This window comes from Paenibacillus cymbidii (assembly GCF_004764705.1).
GTDB lineage: Bacteria > Bacillota > Bacilli > Paenibacillales > NBRC-103111 > Paenibacillus_AN > Paenibacillus_AN cymbidii.
The window spans coordinates 244800-262978 of record NZ_SHLX01000011.1 but is presented as its reverse complement, the minus strand read 5'-3'; the positions used below and the strand labels follow the sequence as shown (position 1 = coordinate 262978).

14 protein-coding genes are annotated in these 18179 nt (G+C 58.8%); 3 read left to right on the top strand and 11 right to left on the bottom strand.

The window, feature by feature from the left end; all coding sequences use genetic code 11:
* Positions 1 to 97 precede the first annotated feature (97 nt).
* From EXY20_RS39040 to EXY20_RS17450, 3 genes are all read left to right on the top strand, one after another.
* Positions 98 to 415: a hypothetical protein gene (locus EXY20_RS39040; protein WP_167859282.1), complete on the top strand. Its 318-nt coding sequence runs from the start codon at positions 98 to 100 to the stop codon at positions 413 to 415.
* 91 nt (positions 416 to 506) lie between these two features.
* Positions 507 to 2060, top strand: a complete 1554-nt coding sequence (locus tag EXY20_RS17455) for an SWIM zinc finger family protein (RefSeq protein ID WP_167859314.1) — start codon at positions 507 to 509, stop codon at positions 2058 to 2060.
* Positions 2057 to 5005 carry a DEAD/DEAH box helicase gene (locus EXY20_RS17450; RefSeq protein WP_135553365.1) on the top strand — a complete coding sequence of 983 codons (2949 nt, stop codon included), beginning with the start codon at positions 2057 to 2059 and terminating at the stop codon, positions 5003 to 5005. The genes EXY20_RS17455 and EXY20_RS17450 overlap by 4 nt, the downstream gene beginning before the upstream one ends.
* A gap of 228 nt (positions 5006 to 5233) precedes the next feature.
* On the opposite strand, the gene hemB is transcribed toward EXY20_RS17450, so the two are convergent.
* The 11 genes from hemB to lonB form a co-directional block, all read right to left on the bottom strand.
* Positions 5234 to 6226, bottom strand: a complete 993-nt coding sequence (gene hemB, locus EXY20_RS17445) for a porphobilinogen synthase (protein WP_135553364.1) — start codon at positions 6224 to 6226, stop codon at positions 5234 to 5236.
* 66 nt (positions 6227 to 6292) lie between these two features.
* Positions 6293 to 7840 carry a uroporphyrinogen-III C-methyltransferase gene (gene cobA / locus EXY20_RS17440; protein ID WP_135553363.1) on the bottom strand — a complete coding sequence of 516 codons (1548 nt, stop codon included), beginning with the start codon at positions 7838 to 7840 and terminating at the stop codon, positions 6293 to 6295.
* A gap of 4 nt (positions 7841 to 7844) precedes the next feature.
* A complete protein-coding gene (gene hemC / locus EXY20_RS17435) occupies positions 7845 to 8780 on the bottom strand; it encodes a hydroxymethylbilane synthase (protein WP_135553362.1) in 936 nt (311 codons plus the stop codon).
* A gap of 90 nt (positions 8781 to 8870) precedes the next feature.
* Positions 8871 to 9563 (bottom strand): precorrin-2 dehydrogenase/sirohydrochlorin ferrochelatase family protein, encoded by a 693-nt coding sequence (locus EXY20_RS17430; RefSeq protein ID WP_167859313.1) that lies wholly within the window; start codon positions 9561 to 9563, stop codon positions 8871 to 8873.
* Between the two features lie 5 nt (positions 9564 to 9568).
* On the bottom strand, positions 9569 to 10399 hold the full coding sequence (gene ccsA, locus EXY20_RS17425) for a cytochrome c biogenesis protein CcsA (RefSeq protein WP_135553360.1): 831 nt from the start codon (positions 10397 to 10399) through the stop codon (positions 9569 to 9571).
* A gap of 16 nt (positions 10400 to 10415) precedes the next feature.
* Positions 10416 to 11822, bottom strand: a complete 1407-nt coding sequence (gene hemA / locus EXY20_RS17420; protein WP_135553359.1) for a glutamyl-tRNA reductase — start codon at positions 11820 to 11822, stop codon at positions 10416 to 10418.
* A gap of 218 nt (positions 11823 to 12040) precedes the next feature.
* Positions 12041 to 12442, bottom strand: a complete 402-nt coding sequence (gene speD, locus EXY20_RS17415) for an adenosylmethionine decarboxylase (RefSeq protein WP_135553358.1) — start codon at positions 12440 to 12442, stop codon at positions 12041 to 12043.
* A gap of 271 nt (positions 12443 to 12713) precedes the next feature.
* Positions 12714 to 13301, bottom strand: coding sequence for a non-ribosomal peptide synthetase module (locus EXY20_RS17410; RefSeq protein WP_135553357.1), 588 nt, complete (start codon positions 13299 to 13301; stop codon positions 12714 to 12716).
* A gap of 147 nt (positions 13302 to 13448) precedes the next feature.
* Complete coding sequence (gene yihA / locus EXY20_RS17405) at positions 13449 to 14072, bottom strand: ribosome biogenesis GTP-binding protein YihA/YsxC (RefSeq protein ID WP_135553356.1); 624 nt, start codon at positions 14070 to 14072, stop codon at positions 13449 to 13451.
* 18 nt (positions 14073 to 14090) lie between these two features.
* Complete coding sequence (lon, locus tag EXY20_RS17400) at positions 14091 to 16427, bottom strand: endopeptidase La (RefSeq protein ID WP_135553355.1); 2337 nt, start codon at positions 16425 to 16427, stop codon at positions 14091 to 14093.
* A gap of 55 nt (positions 16428 to 16482) precedes the next feature.
* Positions 16483 to 18171 carry an ATP-dependent protease LonB gene (gene lonB / locus EXY20_RS17395; protein ID WP_135553354.1) on the bottom strand — a complete coding sequence of 563 codons (1689 nt, stop codon included), beginning with the start codon at positions 18169 to 18171 and terminating at the stop codon, positions 16483 to 16485.
* Positions 18172 to 18179: the final 8 nt, after the last annotated feature.

The window sequence follows — 18179 nt, the reverse complement described above, 5'->3', positions numbered from 1 at the left end:
GTTGGGGTTGGGGTTGGGGTTGGGGTTGGGGTTGGGGTTGGGGTTGGGGTTGGGGTTGGGGTTGGGGTTGGGGTTGGGGTTGGGGTTGGGGTTGGGGTTGGGGTTGGGGTTGGGGTTTTCCTACTGGTCCTCCTACTGGTCCTGCTTCCGGTCCTCCTACTGGTTCTGCTACTGGTTCTCCTACTGGTTCTGCTATTGGTTTTGCTACTGGTTCTGCTACTGGTTCTGCTACTGGTTTTGCTACTGGTTCTGCTACTGGTTTTGCTACTGGTTTTGCTACCGGTTTTGCTACCGGTTTTGCTACCGGTTTTGCTACCGGTTTTGCTACCGATTTTGCTACCGGTTGTTCAAACGACGTTTCGGCGCACCGCCATTCCGCTACCTCGCGGCGCGACAAACGCCGGTAATCCCGTAAAGATGCCAACCGAAAAAATTTCGTATTTTCCAATTTCCCCTCTATAATTAGGATGGCATGCAATCTTTATTTTTCGGCAAGGAGCTTTGTTATGACTTCCATTCCGACATTTAACGACGAAACGTGGCTGAGGCTGGTCCGATACGCAGCCGAGGCTTTCAACGAGCTTACCTTGAGCAGAGGGTTTCAATATTTCAAGCAGCAACGCGTGACGAGCCTGAACACCGTCCAGGACCACACGATGCAAGCCACCGTAACCGGGGACGAAACCTACACGGTCAGGGTGAATGTCGCCCGGCCGGCCGCCAGTTCATGCACTTGCCCGGTTGCCGTTCCTTGCAAACATATGGCCGCGGTAATGATGGAACTGGGCGAACGTATGGGATACCCGGTCTCCCAGCTGGTGAATGCCAGAACTTACCTCAAGCAGCTTACGCCCGCGATTCCGCCGGATCAGTTGCCGGGGCAATTGCGGGGCAAAGACGTTTTCGGCTGGCATGAATTTATGGACGCGCTTGTCGCCGGGGTGAAGCCGGCCTATAACCAGAACCAGTATATAGAAGAGCTGCGCCGGCACTTGCAGCCGCTGAACAGCGCATCCATCCCTTTTTCCGCGATTGAATGGAAGTATTTCGAGCTGCACCAAGAGCTGTTTATCGTGAGGAAAATCAGGAAATTGAGCGAAAAAAGCGAATACAGGTATTACACGTCTTTCGTGCTGCCTCGACTATATACGGAGACGATGAACCTGCTGCGGCAAAAATCGACGACCCTGAACTTTTCGATTGCGGAAGAGCGGCTCAAGCAAACGCTCCGCTATATGCAGCGGCAAATGGCCGAAGAAACCGGCAACCGCTGTATGGAATACGGCTTGTACATGACCATGTGGGAGCTGTGGGTCGCAGGTCGTCCGGATGCCGACCTGTGGGCGGCGCAACAACTTGCCGAACTGGAAAAGCTGGAGACGCCCGCGGTTTCCGCCGCAGCCGCACAAGTTTTCCTGTACCTGCGCCTGTCCCAATACGAGGAAGCGCGGGCCGTCGTGGAGTCAAGCGACATGATCAACAACGTTTCTACCGACATGCTGCTTACGTTCCTGAACTACATTGCGAGCGCCAAAAATTGGGAACTGCTGACGGACTGGCTTGCCAAAACAGCCCCGGCTTTCTACGAACGGCGAGTCCAGGAACTCGCAACCTACATCCGCCTCTGGAACGAAGCCGTACCGCATGTTCCCGGCGCGGAGCGGCAAATGTGGAGCATCCTGGAGCAGGCGCTCCCCGATTCCATGTGGATTATCGAAGACCTGCTGTACGAGCAGCACCGATGGAAGCTGTGGCTGGAGCTGCAAATTCAGCAAGAGCATGGCCCGCTGCATCATAAGGTCGGCGTCCTCCAGCCGATTGAAAAGGAAGCGCCCGAGCTGCTGCTGCCTTACTACCATCAAGCCATTCACCGCTGCGTGTCGCTCAAAACCCGGCACGACTACAAACAGGCGGTCAAGCTTCTGAAACGACTGGAGAAAGTGTACAAAAAAATGAAGATGCAAGGCCGTTGGGAACAGTTCCTCATCGGATTTGCCGAACGGCACAGCCGGCTGCGGGCGCTTCAGGAAGAGATGAAGAAAGGAAAGCTGCTGCCATGAGCACAACCTTGTACAGCATGACTCTGCACGCCGTTCTGACCGACGACGGGGATGCCCTGTTATGGGGAGCGCAGGACGGCTACGAACTACCCGGGGACAAATGCCGCGAATTGCTGTTCGCCTGGCATGAACCTTCCTGTTATGGCACGACGCTTGCATTGCGGCAGGCCGGAGAGCTGACTGTAACGGTTCTGCCGGCGGACATGGTGCTTTCCTATTTTGCCGAACCGAATTTGATGGACATCTTCCGCTGGGAAGGCGGGGAAGAAGGAGCTAAGGAGCTGCTCGAAGTGGCGCCGCTGCTGCTTGCGGAAGCCAAAGCCGGGCACTACTCGCCCAGCTACGACGCTTTCCGGGGCGGCAAGCTGGCATGGACATGGGACACCGGCTCATCCGAAGCGCTAGGCAAGCTGAATGGGGAACTTGTGCAGAGCACCGCCGGGGGGCTTGGCGGCATGATGACGGGGCTGCGCGCCGCGTTCTCCGCCGCCGTGCAAACGATCCACTACGCCGACGAAGCCGGCTTGTCCGAGCTGCGACGCAGCTACCCGGCTTTGTTTCAAGCGGATCGGCCTTCATCGTCAGCGGCGGCCCATGCGCTTACGGAGGAGGAGTGGCTCGCCTCGATCGGATGGAAGCCGGATACCGCGCCCTTTCGCCCTGCCTTGCAACTGCTTGAGCCGGATGAAGTTCGGAACGAATGGCGGCTTCGTCTGGTCCTGCAGGACAAAACGGATGCCGCGTCGCTCTTCCCCGTCCGGCTTGCCGCAGACGGCCAGGCGTCTGGCCAATGGCCGAGCGACTGGAGTCCGTATGTCGGCGAACGCGCGCCGGGCTGGGCGGCCGTTCTGGCCGAAGCGCTTCCGAACGCGGCCGGGCACCATCGCAGCGGCGAACTTTTCGCGGAACCGCTTGACGATGAAGCCGCCTGGCGGTTTCTGACGACGGACAGCCGCCAACTGCTGCACGACGGATGGAACGTGATGCTGCCCGGCTGGTGGGAGGCCGCCTCCAGGCGCAAGCCGCGCCTGCGCGCGCGGGTATCGTCCGACGCCGGCGGACGCGGCGAAGCGTTGTTCGGCATGAACGCCATCGTCGACTTCGACTGGCGAATCGCAATTGGCGACGCGGATTTGAACGAAAGCGAATTTTCCGAACTGCTCGGCCGCAAAGAGCGGCTCGTTCGATTCCGCGGTGAATGGGTGTATCTGGATCCGGCGCTGCTGGAACAAATTCGCAGGCTGATGGACAGCGTAGCGAAGGACGAAGGCTTGTCCTTGCAGGATGTGCTGCAGTTGCACCTGCTAAGCGATCCGAGTACAGACAAGCGGGAATCTCCGGACAGCCGCGGCGACGAAGACGAGGTCAACGACGAAGCGCGGATCAAGCTTGAAGTTGAGCTGAACGCGCATTTGCTCGCGCTGTTCCGGCAGATAGGGCAGCCATCCGAATTGCAGCCGCTCGCTGCGCCCGAAGGGCTTAACGCTGCGCTGCGCGGCTACCAGCGCGACGGCTTCACTTGGCTTTGTTTCCTGCGCAAGTTCGGGTTGGGCGCCTGTTTGGCCGACGATATGGGGCTCGGCAAAACGGTGCAATTCATCGCGTATTTGCTGCATCATAAAGCGGACGGCGCTCCCGCCTTGCTCATCTGCCCTACATCCGTGCTGGGCAACTGGCAGAAGGAGCTTGCCCGCTTCGCTCCAGAGTTGAACGTTTTGCTGCATTACGGCAAAGGGCGTTTGAGCAGCGAAGCGCTTGGCGAGGCGCTGCGGCAAACGGATGTCGTCGTCACCTCCTATGCGACCGCCCTGCTCGACCAGGAGACGCTGCGGGAGTTCCGCTGGAGCGCGCTTTGTCTCGACGAAGCGCAGAACATCAAAAACGCGCAGAACAAACAATCCGTCGCCATCCGCACCTTTCAGGCGGCGCATCGCATTGCGCTCACAGGCACGCCGATCGAAAATCGGCTGACGGAGCTTTGGTCGATCTACGATTTTCTCAATCCGGGGTACTTGGGGAATCAGCGCGGGTTTCAGCAACGATTTGCCAATCCGATCGAAAAGCATCGCGACGAGGAGCGCACGGCACAGCTGCAGAAGCTCGTCAAGCCTTTCATGCTCCGGCGCAAAAAGAAAGACCCCGCCATCCAGCTCGATCTTCCGGACAAGCAGGAAATGAAGGTGTATATGAACCTGACGCCGGAGCAAGGCGCGCTGTACGAACAAACGGTCAAGGATTTGCTGGAGCGGATGCAGCAGCTGGAGGGCATCGAGCGCAAAGGGGCAATTCTCGGCGCGCTTACGCGGCTTAAGCAGCTATGCGACCATCCCGAGCTGTTGACGAAAGAAGCGACGCTGACGGAAGAGGCGCTGCTGGCGGAGGAACGCAGGGAAGCTTTCGTTGCGCGATCCGCGAAGCTGGAGCGCATCGTGGCGATGGTGGACGAATTGCGGGACGAAGGCGATTCCTGTCTGATCTTTACCCAGTATGTCGGCATGGGCCGCATGTTGACCGACATTCTGCACGCGCATCGGAACGAGCCTGTGCTCTATCTGAACGGCAGCACGCCCAAGACGGAGCGCGACAAAATGATCGAAAGCTTCCAGGCGGCGGATGGCGCCGGGCCGGGCATCTTCGTCCTCTCGCTGAAAGCGGGCGGCGTCGGCCTCAATCTGACGGCGGCCAATCATGTGTTCCACTTCGACCGGTGGTGGAATCCCGCCGTCGAGAACCAGGCTACCGACCGCGCCTACCGGATCGGTCAGAAGCGCAATGTGCAAGTGCATAAATTCATTACCCTCGGCACCCTCGAGGAGAAAATCGACGACATGCTGGAAAGCAAAATGAGCCTGAGCGAAAACGTCATCTCCACCTCCGAAAATTGGATTACGGAGCTTTCGAACGAACAATTGCGCGAGTTGTTTGCGCTTCGGCAAACGTGGTGACCAGCGGGGGCAGGAGCCGAAGAGATGCTGCGGGAAAATAGCCCATAAAAAATGGCCTATGCGCCCATTTTCCTTCGACAAATGTAAAATAGCCAGTGAAAACACTGACTATTGCCGCCCATTCAGCTCAAAATCGAACATTTCATCAGAATAGCCAGCGATTTCGCTGGCTATTTTGGTGCTTCCCTCTATTTTCGGCCAAATAGGCAATAAAACATGGCTTATGAATCAGCGCAGCCAGCGTGCGATGTCTTTAGCAAAATACGTGATGATGATGTCGGCGCCCGCGCGCTTGAGGCCGGTCAGCGATTCGAGCACGATCGCCTTTTCGTCCAGCCAGCCTTGCATGGCGGCAGCCTTGATCATCGAGTATTCGGCGCTCACGTTGTACGCAACAATCGGCAGTTGGTACCGGTCGCGCAGCATGCGGATAATATCCATGTACGCCAGCGCCGGTTTGATCATCAGGAAGTCGGCGCCTTCGGCGATATCCGCCTCCGCTTCGCGCAGCGCTTCCCGCGCGTTGGCCGCATCCATCTGGTACGTGCGGCGGTCGCCGAACTGCGGCGTAGAATGGGCCGCTTCGCGGAACGGGCCGTAGAACGCGGACGCGTACTTGACCGCATACGACATGACCGGCACGTGGGAGAAGCCAGCGGCGTCCAGCGCCGAACGAATCGCGGCGACGAAGCCGTCCATCATGTTCGACGGCGCGATGATGTCGGCTCCCGCCTGCGCCTGGGAGACGGCCGTTTGCGCCAACAGCTCGAGCGACGCGTCGTTGTCGACGTCGCCGCGCTTCGTCTGCTCGTTGTAATGCACGACGCCGCAGTGCCCGTGGCTCGTAAACTGGCACAGGCAGGTGTCGGCCACAACGAGCAGATCGGGGTGCAGCTCCTTGATGCGCCGCGTCGCCTGCTGCACAATGCCGTTCGCATCGTAAGCGGACGAACCGGCTTCGTCCTTGCGGTCCGGAACGCCGAACAATAGCACCGCCTGAATGCCCAGCTCCGCAACCTCGCGCAGCTCCGCTTCCAGCTCGTCGATCGACAGGTGGTAAACGCCCGGCATCGACGAGATTTCTTCCCGAATCTTTTCGCCGTGCGTAACGAACAGCGGGTAAATCAAATCGTTTACGGTCAGCGCCGTTTCGCGGACCAAATTGCGCATCGCCTGCGAACCGCGCAAACGGCGGTTTCGCACGATCGGATATGTGCTCATGAATGCTTTCCTCCTGCTCTTTGTTGATGGCAAAGCCAATCGGACCTGGCGAACATGCCGCGCCCTTTATCGCGGCGCTTCCGTGCGTCCCGCAACAAGCGTGCGCAGCAGCGAATCGACCGTCGCCTCCGGCGCCATATGCGTGATGTGCAAGCCGCTGTCAGCGGCCGTCTGCGCCGTGACCGGCCCGATGCAGGCGATCTCCACGCCGTCCAGCAGCCGCGGTACGTCCGTTTCGCCAAGCGTGCCGAGCACCTCAAGCAAATTCGTTACCGTCGACGAACTGGTAAAAGTAATCGTATGAATGGCGCGCGCCCGCAGCATGGCAAGCACTTCCGCGCCATATTCATCGGATAGCGCCGTTTCGTACACGTCCGCGGTCGTTACTTCCACACCGAGTCGGCGGAGCTGCTCCGGCAATACCTCGCGGGCGATGCTTGCGCGCGGCAGCAGCACGCGTTGTCCCGGCTGCACCAGCGGCTCCAGCGCCTCCGCGAGGTCCTCGGCCTGGTACTTGGCCGGCAGCGTTTCGGCGATCAGACCGCGCTCGCGCAGCGCTTCGGCCGTCTTCGGCCCAACCGCAGCCACGCGTGCACGATACAGGCCGCGAACGTCGAGGCCAAGCTGCGCCAGCCGCCGGAAAAAATACTCGACCCCATTGGCGCTCGTAAACACCGCCCAGTCATACTCCGGCAGCCGCCGCAGCGCCGCGTCGAGCCGTTCCAGCTTGGCCGGCTCCTCCGGCTGGCGCAGGTGAATGAGCGGAAATTCGACCGCTTCGCCCCCCAACTCGTCGATCTGGGCAACCAAATCGCTTGCCTGGCTGCGCGCCCGCGTCACCAGGATGCGCCGGCCGAACAGCGGCTTGCGTTCGAACCAGGCCAGCTTCTCGCGCAGTTTGACCACTTCGCCGGCAATAATGACCGCGGGCGATTGAAAATTCGCTTCGCGCACCTGCTCCACGATCGTCGCCAGCGTGCCGACCAGCGTCTCCTGCTCCATCCATGTGCCCCAGCGAATGAGCGCCACCGGCAGGCTGCTCGGCTTGCCGCAGCGCAGCAGCTGGTCGCGGATATTTTCGATATTGGCCACGCCCATCAGGAAAATGATCGTCCCGGTCGCCGAAGCCAGCTTTTCGTAATCGATGTCGGAATACGTCTTGTTGTTGTATTCGTGGCCGGTGACAATAGTAAAAGAAGAAGTAAAATCGCGATGCGTCACCGGTATGCCCGCGTAAGCGGGAACGGCGATCGCCGACGTAATGCCGGGCACGATGTCGAACGGGATGTCGTGCGCCGCCAACAATTCCGCTTCTTCGCCCACGCGGCCGAACACGCACGGGTCGCCGCCTTTCAGCCGCGTGACGACATGGCCCTCCAGCGCGAGATCGACGAGCAGCCGGTTGATTTCTTCCTGCTTCAGCATATGTTTGTCCGGCAGCTTGCCGACGAATATTTTGCGCGCGCCCGGCTTCAGATGCCGCAGCAGCTGCGGGCTGGCCAAACGGTCGTACACGACGACGTCCGCCTTCTGCAGCGCCTCCAGGCCGCGGATCGTAATCAGCTTCGGATCGCCCGGACCTGCGCCGACGAGATAAACTTTCCCCATGTTCATCCGCTTAGCCCCTTACTTCCGCTAGGATGCGGTCCGCTCCGCGGGCGATGAGCCGCTCCGCCAATTGTTCGCCCAGCCGCACCGGGTCGTCGCCGTCGATGCGGTCGCGCAGCAGCTCGCCGCCATCCGGCTCGCCGACCATGCCGTCAAGCACCAGCCTGGCCGGGCTCGTCTCCTCCAACTGCGCAAACGCTCCGATCGGCACCTGGCAGCCGCCGTTCAGCCGGCGCAGGAAACTGCGCTCGGCGGCGACGCAAAGAGCCGTCTCCGCATCATTGAACCGCTCGAGCAGGTCGCGCATGAACGGATCGTTCTCGCGGCATTCGATGCCGAGCGCGCCTTGTCCGACGGCCGGCAAACAATCGGCCGGCGGCAAGTAGACGGTAATGCGGTCGCTCCAGCCGATCCGGTGCAAACCGGCGGCCGCGAGCAGAATCGCGTCGAAGCCTTCCGTCTCCAGCTTGCGCAGCCGCGTGTCGATATTGCCGCGGATCGACTCGATCGCAAGATCGGGACGCAGCGCTTTCAGCTGGCAGGCGCGCCGCAGACTGCTGGTACCGACCTTGGCCCCCTGCGGCAGCTCGGCCAGCGTGCGATAGCCCGTCATAATCAGGCAATCGCGCGGGTCCTCGCGTTTCGGCACGGCGCCGATGACAAGGCCCGGCGGCAGCTCGGCCGGCATGTCCTTCATGCTGTGCACGGCCATATCGATGTCGCCGCTCAGCAGCGCTTCTTCGATTTCTTTGACGAACAGCCCTTTGCCGCCTACTTTGGACAGCGTCACATCGACGATTTGATCGCCTTTGGTGACGATTTTTTTCAGCTCGAAGCGGCAGGCGATCCCTTGCTCTTCCGCAATCTCCCGCAGCCTGTCGATCGTCTGGTTCGTTTGCGTCAGCGCCAGCGCGCTTTGCCGCGTTCCTACCACTATCGTTTTCATCTCTCAAGTCCCCCTGTCGCCCGTCCGTCGGCCGTTCCCGGTCGTTTCCGCGCCGGGTTCTCTCTTCATTGTCGCCCGGCCGAAGCCGGCTTAATCCCGATCCGCCAGCAAGGCGGCAAACCGCTCCGCCGCCCCCTCCTCCAGCTGCGCGCAGGCGAGCAGCCGCTCGCGCAGCCGGGCAAAGTCGCCGCGCCGCATCAGCGCCGGCCAATCCACCGCAGCGGCTTCGCGGAACAACCGCCGCCGCTGCTCGCCGTCCGCGATGCGCGCCTGTGCAGCTTCGCGCAACTCGCTCAAAAACTCGAGCGCCGCCTCCACCTCCGGCGCGCCGTACACTTCCTCCAGCTCGCGGGCAATCGCCGCGGCTGCCGAAGGGCCCGCGCCGGACGTCGATACGGCGATCGCCAGCTTGCCCCGCCGCATCACCGCGGGCAGCACGAAACTGCCCCGCTCCGGCCGGTCCGCCACGGTCGCCAGCTGCCTGCGCTCGGCCGCGTCGCGCGCAACCGCCTCGTTGACCGCGGCGTCGTTCGTCGCCGCAAACACGAGCAGCGCGCCGTCCGCATCGCCGGCTTCATAGCGCTTGGCCAGCGCCTGCAGCTTGCCGAGCCGCTTCCATTCGGCGATGGACTCGCCCCATTCAGGCGCAATCACCGTCACATCCGCGCCGGCTTCGAGCAGCGAGCCTACTTTGCGCGCCGCCACCTTGCCGCCGCCGACCACCACGCAGCGCTGTCCCTTCAAATCCAGAAACAGCGGGTACAACGAACGGTTTCCCTTCATTTTCCTCACATCCGCAAGCCATGATGAAAGCCCGACCACACATTGGTCACGACAAAATTGAGCACCACAATGACAAAAGCGAGCACATTCCATAACGCCAGCCGGTTTCCCGGCAGCTTGACCACCTGGCGAAGCACAAGATAAAACACGTAAGCGCCAAGCGCAAAAAACGAGCTGATCACCTTGGCATCGGTCAAGAGCGATATGTCGCTTTGCTTCCATACCCAGAACAGACCGAGTGACAGTGACATCAACAGAAGCGGCGCCCCGGCGAGAATGGCCGCATTCGCGTAACGGTCCGTCTTGTCCAGACTCGGCAACCGCTGCATGCGCGCCGACCACGCTTTATCTTTCAGGCTGCGGTGCAGATACAGATACATACCGGAGAAGATGGCCGATATGCAAAAGGCGGCGTAGCTGCAAACCGCCAGCGCCACGTGAACGAACAGCAGGCTTTCGCTCATGCCCCAGCGGTGCGCCACGCCCGTATCGTCGCCGGTATTGAACATATGCAGCACGACGGCGATGAACCCGACGACATTGACGAAAAACACGAACATCTCGATGCGAAAAAAACGCCGGGTCACCAGCGACAACGTGACCAGCAGCCAAGAAAACAAAAACAACGACTCGAACAGCGTCACGGACACGCCGTTCGAACGCTGGAACATGCCATAGGCAAAGTATACACCTTGCAGCACCCATACAAAAGCAAGCAGCCCCGTGCCTACCCGTTTGGCACTCCGGTTCGCATAAGCGAAATCGGAGAAATAAAACAGCAGGCTCAGGGCATATGAATAGAGGATCGCATCCATGAACAAATTTCTTGTCTCCATGCGCCCTCCCGGATCGTTACGATCCTGCCAATAGTTCGCCGGAACGGCTGCCGAACGCCACGGCGTCCGAGCCGGCGGCTTCCGTCTGTTTGCGAAGCTCCGCTACCCGCTTGCGCGTCTGCTCGAGCTGCGCTTCCAGCGCCTTCTGCTCGGCCAATGCGTCTTCCAGCGCAAACAGCTTGGTAAACATTTCGATCGCTTCGTCGCCGCGGCGTTCGGCGGACAGTTCCTTGATGCGCAGAATCGGATCGCGCAGCATCTGGTTGACGATGCTCTTCGTCAGTTTGCGAATCACTTTCACTTGCCGTTCGTCGAGATCGGGCAGCTTGTTCAGCAAACTGTCCATCGTTTCTTCATGGATCAACGCCGACTTCGCCTGCAGCGCCTGGATGACGGGGCTGACGCCAAGCGTCTTGACCCACTGGGCGAACGAAGCCAATTCGGCATCGATCATGCTTTCGATCACGACCGCCTCGCTGCGACGTTGTTCGAGGTTGCCGGCCACGATCGTCTCCAGATCGTCGATATCGTACAGGAACACGTTCGACAGCTCGCTGATGCCGGGCTCGATATCGCGCGGCACGGCGATGTCGATCATGAACAGCGGCCGCGACTTGCGCTTCTGCAAGGCGGACGCCACCTGCTCCTTCTTCAGCACATACTCGGTTGCGCCGGTCGAGCTGATGACGATGTCCGCTTCCGCCACTCCTTCGAGCAGCCGCTCGTAAGGGATCGCCTTGCCGCCGAACTTGCCGGCCAATTCTTCCGCCCGCGCCGTCGTCCGGTTGGCGACAAGCACGCGGCTCGTCCCGCCGGAATGAAGATGTTTGGCAGTCAATTCGCTCATTTTGCCCGCGCCGACGAGCAGTACCGTCTTGCCTTCGAAGCTGCCGAAAATGCGTCGTCCGAGCTCGACAGCCGCATAGCTGACGGATACCGGATTTTCCCCGACGGACGTTTCCGCATGCGCACGTTTCGCCGTTGTGATCGCCATCTTGAACAGCATGTTGAACATCGTGCCGGTCATTTTCTCCCGCTGGGCGAGCAGGAAAGCGTCCCGCACCTGGCCGAGAATTTGCGTTTCGCCGATAATCATCGAATCGAGGCCGCAAGCGACGCGGAACAAATGCTCCATCGCCTTCTCGCGTTCGTGCGTATATAAATGCTTGGCGAACTGGGCGCGCGGCACATCGAACCAGCGCTCCAGGAAGCCATGAATGTAATGGGTGCAAACGTGCTCGCGGTCAACGACCATGTAAAGTTCCGTACGGTTGCAAGTGCTCACAATGACGCTTTCCAGCATGCACTTCATCTGCCCCAGCTGCTGCAGCGCTTCCGGCAGCCGGGCTTGCTCGAACGCGAACTTCTCGCGAATTTCTACCGGCGCCGATCGGTAATTCAGCCCTACGACGACAATGTGCATCCTGTGTCACCTGCCTGTTGTCCTGATTTGCTTCGATCAAACAAAATCATTATAGCATACCCGCTCCGCTGTTGCCGTTTATTCGCGCCGGACAGTTATGACTATTTTATGTACGTTTGTCAGCTTGTCCGAATTCGCCGCGCCCGAAACGCCGCTGCAAGAAAAATAACCACGGAGCAAAATTGCTCCATGGTTATGTTGTCCTTATTGGTCGTCGCTTATTTCGCCAGCACGGCTTGTTTCATCGCGGGCGTTTCCACCTGCAGCTCGCCCATGCCGCGAATCAGCTTCTTCGCATGCGTCTGTTCCGGTTTCAATACGGAGATCATGAAGTCGATCGCCAATTGAGGGTCCACGGTTTCTCCGCAAGTGTAACAGTCAAGCGCGGCAAAACCTTTTTCAGGATACGTGTGAATCGAGAGATGGCTTTCCGACAATAAAACGAGCACCGTCGCCCCTTGAGGCTCAAATTGCTTGGATTGCACCGACATCACGGTTGCGCCGCATACTTCAGCAGCCTCCACCATTTGCGACTGTAGCCACTCCGCATTGTTCAGCAGATCGAAATCTACTCCCCAAGTATCAACGGCCACATGTCTTCCGAAAGTTGAATATTCCATCTTTCGGTTCCCCCTTCCCAGGAATAAAATTTTTGAAATTTCATCCGCTAGGACCTACGTCATTCACTTCTCGAGGGAAATAATCTCTCGCAACATCAAGTGTCCTGAGTGAATCCTGGTTCCTATAAAGTTTTCAACGAAAATAAAAATAACATCTCCGGCGGATAAATGCAATACTTTTTTTTGGCACTCACCCATAAGGCGCGTATCCAGCGGCGGCAAAAGCAAAAAGAGGAGCCGGCAGCTCCTCCGAAAATAAAATTTCTGTGAATTACGCCTCCAAAACAAACAAACGATGCGAAAGCTGCTTCAGCCGTTTATCGACGATCATACGCGACGGCGCATCCGACATTCGATTGCGCGCGTCAAGTAACCCGTCGATCTGCGATTGCACGGCTGTAATCTCCAGCTCCACCTCGTTCATCTTGAAAAGCTCCGTCAATTCGGCGACGGTATCCTTGTGTTCGTAAATCAGCTTCATCTCGTCGCCCTTCCATTCGGTAATACGGACGACGGAACCGCGTTCATATTGATACACCATCGTATAGCCGCGATAAATCCGATGGACGGTGGCGCTGCCCTTGTATAATGCAACGGCTTGGCGCATCGCATTGACCAGCTTCAGACTCGTCATTCGGCAAGATCCGGTGCAGACATACTTCCCGTGCTTGCGCTCGAACGATAACACCACATCGGTATTGGCGTCGTCGGAGAGCACAATCTCCTGGCTTCCGTTTTCCAACACTTTGACGTACAACGAAGCTTGATGATCCGCGAACAGTTGGATGAAATGGGACATTTCCGCTTCCGTTAATTCTAGGCAGGTTTTGACGTATTCGGTCGCTAACCTTTGTGCCATAAAAATCCCTCGATTCTTAATTTTGAACCCTCTACATTACATATTATACTACACGACGGAGCAATATTCCTGCCGTGTTTTTCTGAGGATTCGGCCAAATTCCGGGAAAAAGGCCGTATAAGTCGCGAGAAAATGAAGATAACCTTATTATTGCTCCACGATTTCGCCTGTTTCCGTCTTCCCGTGAAGGCCGATATGCTGCGACAGAATACCCCACAGCTCGTCTTTCCCCATTCCCGTTTCGGACGAAAACAGCACGAAATGATCGTTCGAATCGAAGCCAAGCGTCTCTTTGATTACTTTGACATGCTTCTGCCATTTGCCTTTCGGTACTTTGTCCGCCTTGGTGGCGACGACGCAAACCGGCCGGTCCAAATGCTTGATCCACTCGTACATCGCCTGATCGTCCTTGGACGGGGCATGACGAATGTCGACCAACTGCACGATCAGCTTCAATTCCTCGCGGTTCAGCAAATACGATTCGATGAACTTCCCCCACTGCTCGCGCATCGACTTGGAGACGCGGGCATACCCGTAGCCGGGCAAATCGACGAAATACAAGTCGTCGTTAATGCGGTAGTAGTTCAGCGTTTGCGTTTTGCCCGGCTGCGAGCTGGTGCGCGCCAGATTGCGGCGGTTGATCAAACGGTTGATCAGCGACGACTTCCCGACGTTGGAGCGCCCTGCCAGCGCGATCTCCGGCAGAGCGTCCGTCGGGTATTGCGCGGGGCCGACCGCGCTGATAATGAATTCGGCCTGATTGACTTTCATATTAAATAGAAATCCTTTCTAATGAACATGCGCCGGATTGACCAATGCATGCTCCAGCACTTGATCCATATGACCGACCGGGATGAACGTCATGTCGCTGCGTACGCTCTCCGGTATTTCCTGGATGTCCTTTTCGTTGTCCTTGGGCAGCAGTACGGTGCGGATGCCGGCGCGATGCGCGGCCAGCGTCTTCTCCTTCAGCCCGCCGATCGGCAGCACGCGGCCGCGCAGCGTAATTTCCCCGGTCATGGCCACGTGACGGGAAACCGGAATGTTCGTCAGCGCCGAGATCAGCGCCGTCGCCATCGTAATGCCGGCCGACGGGCCGTCCTTCGGAATGGCGCCTTCCGGAATATGCACGTGAATGTCGTTCTTCTCGTGGAAATCGGGCGCGATGTTGAACTCCGCCGCCTTCGATCTCGTATAGCTGAACGCGGCTTGCGCCGATTCCTTCATCACGTCGCCGAGTTTGCCCGTCAGCGTCAGCTTGCCTGCACCCGGCAGCACGGTCACTTCGATTACCAGCGTATCGCCGCCGACTTCCGTCCAGGCGAGCCCCGTGACGGCACCTATCTGATCTTCCAACTCGGCCATGCCGTAGCGGAATTTGCCCGGGCCAAGGTAATCCTTGACGTTGCCTTCCGCAATCGTCACCGACTTGTCGCTATCGGCGACAATTTCCTTGGCCGTCTTGCGGCACAGGCTGGCGAGCTGCTGCTCCAGGTTGCGCACGCCGGCTTCCCGCGTATATTCGCGGATCACTTTCATCAACGCTTCCTGATCGACTTGCAGCTGCTCCGGCAACAAGCCATGATCGCGCTTCTGCTTCGGCAGCAAATAGTTCGTAGCGATGTGCAGCTTCTCGATTTCGGTATAGCCGGGGATATAGAGCATCTCCATCCGGTCGAGCAGCGGCCTTGGTATATTGTGCGCGGCATTCGCCGTCGTAATGAACATGACATTGGAAAGATCGAAAGGAAGTTCGATGAAATGGTCGCTGAACGTGTTGTTCTGCTCCGGATCAAGCACCTCAAGCAGCGCCGAAGCCGGATCGCCGCGGAAGTCCATTGCCATCTTGTCGATTTCGTCGAGCAGAAATACCGGATTTGCCGTACCGGCCGTCTTCATTCCCTGAATGACCCGACCCGGCATCGCGCCGACGTACGTGCGGCGATGGCCGCGAATTTCCGCTTCGTCCCGGACGCCGCCCAGCGAAATGCGAATAAATTGGCGTCCCAGCGAGCGGGCGATCGAACGGGCGATCGACGTTTTGCCGACGCCCGGCGGGCCGACGAGGCAAAGGATCGGCCCTTTCAGCTTCTGCACCAGCTTCTGCACGGCTAGATATTCGAGCACGCGTTCCTTCGGTTTCTCCAAGCCGTAATGGTCTTCATTCAAAATTTGTTCGGCTCGGGCGATATCGAGATCGTCCTCCGTTTTCTTCGACCATGGAAGGGCAAGCAGCCAATCGATATAATTGCGGATGACGCCGCCTTCGGCGGATGAAGCGGGCATTTTCTCCAGACGGTCGATTTCCTTCTCGACCTTCTCGTGCACCTTCTCGGGCACTCCCGCTTCCTGAAGCTGGCTCCTCAGTTCCTCGATTTCGCCGGCGCGGCCTTCCTTCTCCCCAAGCTCCTTCTGGATCGCCTTCATCTGCTCGCGCAGGTAGTATTCCTTCTGCGTCTTCTCCATCTGCTTCTTGACCCGCTGGCTGATCTTGCGCTCCAGCTCCAATACTTCGCGTTCGTTGCCGAGAATGTCGAGCAGCTTCTCCAGGCGCGCGCGCACGTCAATCGTTTCGAGAATGTCCTGCTTATCTTTGATCTTCAGCGACAGATGGCTGCAGATCACATCGGCGAGCCGGCCGGGCTCGTCGATATCGGATACCGCGGCAAGCGTCTCCGGCGTCACTTTTTTCGATAAATTGATATAGTGCTCGAACTGACTGAGGACGGTGCGCATGAGCGCATCGATCTCCGGATCGGCCGCTCCTTCCTCGTGCAGTTCTTTGACCGTTACTTCATAATAATCGTCGTTGGCGAGAAAATCGACCACTTCCGCACGAACGGTTCCTTCCACAAGCACGCGGATCGTACCGTTCGGAAGCTTGAGCATTTGCCTCACTTTGGCGATTGTGCCGACGCGGTAAATGTCTTCCTTGGCCGGTTCTTCGATGTTGACTTCCGATTGGGAGCACAGCAGGATGAGACTGTCGTCGACCATCGCCCGCTCCAGCGCGCGGACCGACTTCTCCCGGCCTACGTCCAGATGCAGCACCATGCTCGGATACACCAACAACCCACGTAAAGGCAGCAGCGGCAAGCGGCGTACTTTCGATTTTGTTGGACCCATCGCCCTCGCACCTCCATCCGTTGTATGCGTCGCTGTGCTCCCATTTTAACAAAACTCAATTCAAAATACCAATTCCCGGCGTCGCGATCATCACGTCGCCTTGTACGGGAACGAACGCCGTTCCTTGGGCCGCATGCACCCCAAGCGCCAAATCGAGTGCCTGCCCGATCGTTTCGATGGCGATCACTTCGCCTTCGGCAAGCTGCGCGAACGAGTCCTGCCAGTTTTCCGCCGGAACGAACACACGCTTGGCACCCGCCTGGAACGCTGCCTCAACTTTGGCCGGTACTCCGCCAACCGGTTTGATTTTGCCGTGGATGCTCACTTCGCCCGTCATCGCAAGCCGGTTGTCGACCGGAATTTGCCGGATGCTCGACGCAATGGCGACCGCCATCGAAATGCCGGCCGAAGGGCCGTCCACCGGAATGCCGCCGGGGAAATTGATGTGCAGGTCGAAGTCCTGCGGGTTCAGGCCGCAGCGGCGCAGCACCGTGAGCACATTGTCGACCGAGCCGCGGGCCATGCTTTTGCGCCGGATCGTGCGCGCCCCGCCGCCCATCTCCTCCTCGTCGACGACGCCCGTAATCGTGAAGCTGCCTTTGCCGGCAGGAGCTTCGATCGACGTCACTTCGATTTCAAGCAGCGTCCCCAGGTTCGGACCGTAAACGGCAAGCCCGTTAACATAACCGATCTGCGGCAGCGGCGGCACTTTTTTCTCCGGCCGGGGCGGGATTTGACTGCTGTTGACGACCCACTCGATATCGGCCGCGCTCATCTCGTCGCGCCCGTCGCTAAGCGCCAGGCCCGCCGCCAACTGGATCACGTTGACCGCTTCGCGGCCGTTGGTCGCGTATTTCTTGACGACCTCGACAGCGAGCTTGTTGTCGGGCAAACCGATTTTGCGAATCGCACCTGCGGCGATCGAACCGATCTCGTCCGGCAGCAGCGGGCGGAAGAAAATTTCCATGCAGCGCGAACGGATGGCCGGCGGGATATCCTGCGGCGTACGCGTCGTAGCGCCAACAAGGCGGAAATCGGCCGGAAGCCCGTTCTGAAAAATATCGTGAATATACCCCGGGATGTTCATATCCTCGGAATTGTAATAGGCGCTTTCGAGAAACACTTTGCGGTCCTCGAGCACCTTCAGCAGCTTGTTCATTTGCACCGGATGCAGTTCGCCGATTTCGTCGATGAACAGCACGCCGCCGTGCGCCTTGGTGACGGCTCCCGGTTTCGGCTGCGGAATGCCGGCGACGCCCATCGCGCCCGCGCCTTGATAGATCGGGTCGTGCACCGAACCGATCAGCGGGTCGGCGATGCCGCGCTCGTCGAAACGGGCGGTTGTCGCGTCGATTTCGGTGAATTTGGCGTCCGAACGAAACGGCGATGCCGCGTTCTTTTTCGCTTCTTCAAGGATGACGCGCGCCGCTGCCGTTTTGCCGACACCGGGCGGTCCGTAAATGATCACATGCTGCGGATTCGGCCCGCACAGCGCCGCTTTCAGCGCGCGCAGCCCTTCCTTTTGCCCGACGATGTCCTGCAGCGACGACGGTCGCGTCTTCTCCGCCAGCGGTTTTGTCAACGAAACGGAGCGGAGCTTGCGCAGCTTCTCCAGTTCCTTCTTCGATTCGCGGTCGACGGCGCTTTTGTTCGTTTGCTGGTTGCGCAGCAAATTCCAGAAATACAACCCGATCACAATCGCAAAAAACACTTGCACCAGCATCAAAACAACGCTCAAACTCATCTTTTCTA